This is a genomic window from Alcanivorax sp. HI0083 (assembly GCF_001635175.1).
This window is the reverse complement of the sequence record NZ_LWFX01000523.1, coordinates 1-1619: the sequence shown is the minus strand read 5'-3', so window position 1 is coordinate 1619 and position 1619 is coordinate 1. Positions and strand designations below refer to the sequence as shown.

Here is a 1619-nt window from a genome sequence, read left to right as displayed (position 1 = left end):
TCCCCAGCCGGTGGCATTGGAACTGCACGCGCAGACGTTGACGGTAACGGGCCAGCACACTCAGGTGATGGAGCGCCCTCTGCGGGTTATTCGCCATGGCCCCTGGCTGGCTATGCAAACGCCGAAGGGCTGGTTGCATGTGTTCGAGGACCAGGCGCCGGTGGCAAAGTTGCAGCCGTTTTATCAGTGGTTATGGACGAACAGGAAACACAGTTGACAGTTGATAGTGGACAGTTAACAGCTAAAAGCCGCGATTAATGGAGTGCCCCCGATTTAGTAGACACCTAATGATTAAACGGTCGCAGCATAGGCACTGGGGGAAACTCCTCCCAGTGCCATGTGCCGACGCACATTGGGATAGTACTGGTCCGTATAGTAACGAACTTCGCTCGCCATTTCGTCTCGGCCTATCTCTCCAAGAGGGCGAGTCCACTCCTTTTTTAGCAAGGCAAAGACACTCTCGGCACAAGCATTGTCCCAGCAGTTGCCGCGCCGGGACATGCTGATGGTCACCTTTCTGTCATTGAGCCAACTCAGCACCTCTTCACTACGATATTGGCTGCCTTGGTCTGAGTGGAACAGCAAATCACGCCCCGCAGGTTTCTGGCGCCTCCAGGCCTGTTTCAGCGCCGCTATAACCAATTGTGAGCAGTTAACCGGCCCCATCGCACGGCCCACGATCTGACGAGTCCCCAGATCCAGCACAACGGCAATGTAGAGCCAGCCTTCTTGGCAGCGGATCTGGGTAATATCCGACACCCAGACACGGTTGGCCTTCCCAACCGAGAACTGGCGATTCAGCAGATTGGGCAACACCGGTAGAGACGACTTGGCCTTGCGGTAGCCGGGCTTGGGCGCCGTACGCGAACGGTAGCCCGCCGCCTGCAGCAACCGCTGAACCTGATTTTTCCCACAGCAAAACCCCGCATCCTGGGCATGCAGCCAGAGCTTACGGTAACCCGGTATGCTTTGCTGACGACGAGCCTCTTTCAGAAGGAAGGCCAAGAGGGCGTCATCGCGCCTCTGTTTTGGCCCCGGACAACGCTGACGCTCCCGCCAACGGTAATAGCCTGCTCGTGAGACATCGAGTACTGCGCACATCACCGATACCGGCCAGGCTTGGCTACGGCAGGCATCGATGAAGGCAAATCTTATTTGCCGTGCTTGGCGAAGTACTCGTCCGCCTTTTTTAGGATTTCATTCTCCAGCTCGGCTCGCTTGAGCTGCTTTTTCAGGCGAGAAATCTCTCCTTCCAGGTCTTTGAGGCTTTTATCGGGTCCCGTGTTCTGGACGGATTTAGCAGACGGTTTCTTGGTCACAATCCATTCTCTTCGCCAGCGGCTTAACAACTTTGGGTGTATGCCTAGCTTGCCAGCTAGTGCGGACTGTGTCTGCGTGGTGGATAGCGAGGCCTGCACGGCCTCGCGTTTGAAATCATCGCTGAAGTAGCGCTTGGCTTTGTATTTCATGACACCTTCTCTCCAAATGAAGGTGTCTACTTTTTCCGGGGCATTCCANCNCCGCGGTGGAGGGGGAGTAGATTCACTGAAACGTTAAGGGCCGCGCTCAGGTTTCTGGTGCGGTCCTTTAAAAACAAGCAATTGCCGAGATCATTTGAG

The 1619-nt window shown here is 55.6% G+C and carries 2 protein-coding genes; one reads left to right on the top strand and one right to left on the bottom strand.

Going from position 1 to position 1619, the window contains the following annotated elements:
- On the top strand, window positions 1-217 hold a 217-nt coding region (locus A3754_RS05415), incomplete at its 5' end, for a hypothetical protein (RefSeq protein WP_063519026.1).
- Between the two features lie 74 nt (window positions 218-291).
- Here A3754_RS05415 and A3754_RS05410 read toward each other — a convergent pair.
- A protein-coding gene (locus tag A3754_RS05410) for an IS3 family transposase (protein WP_156496823.1) occupies window positions 292-1469 on the bottom strand; the annotation gives its coding sequence in 2 pieces (ribosomal slippage) (window positions 292-1178 and window positions 1178-1469; 1179 coding nt in all).
- Between the last annotated feature and the right edge of the window lie 150 nt (window positions 1470-1619).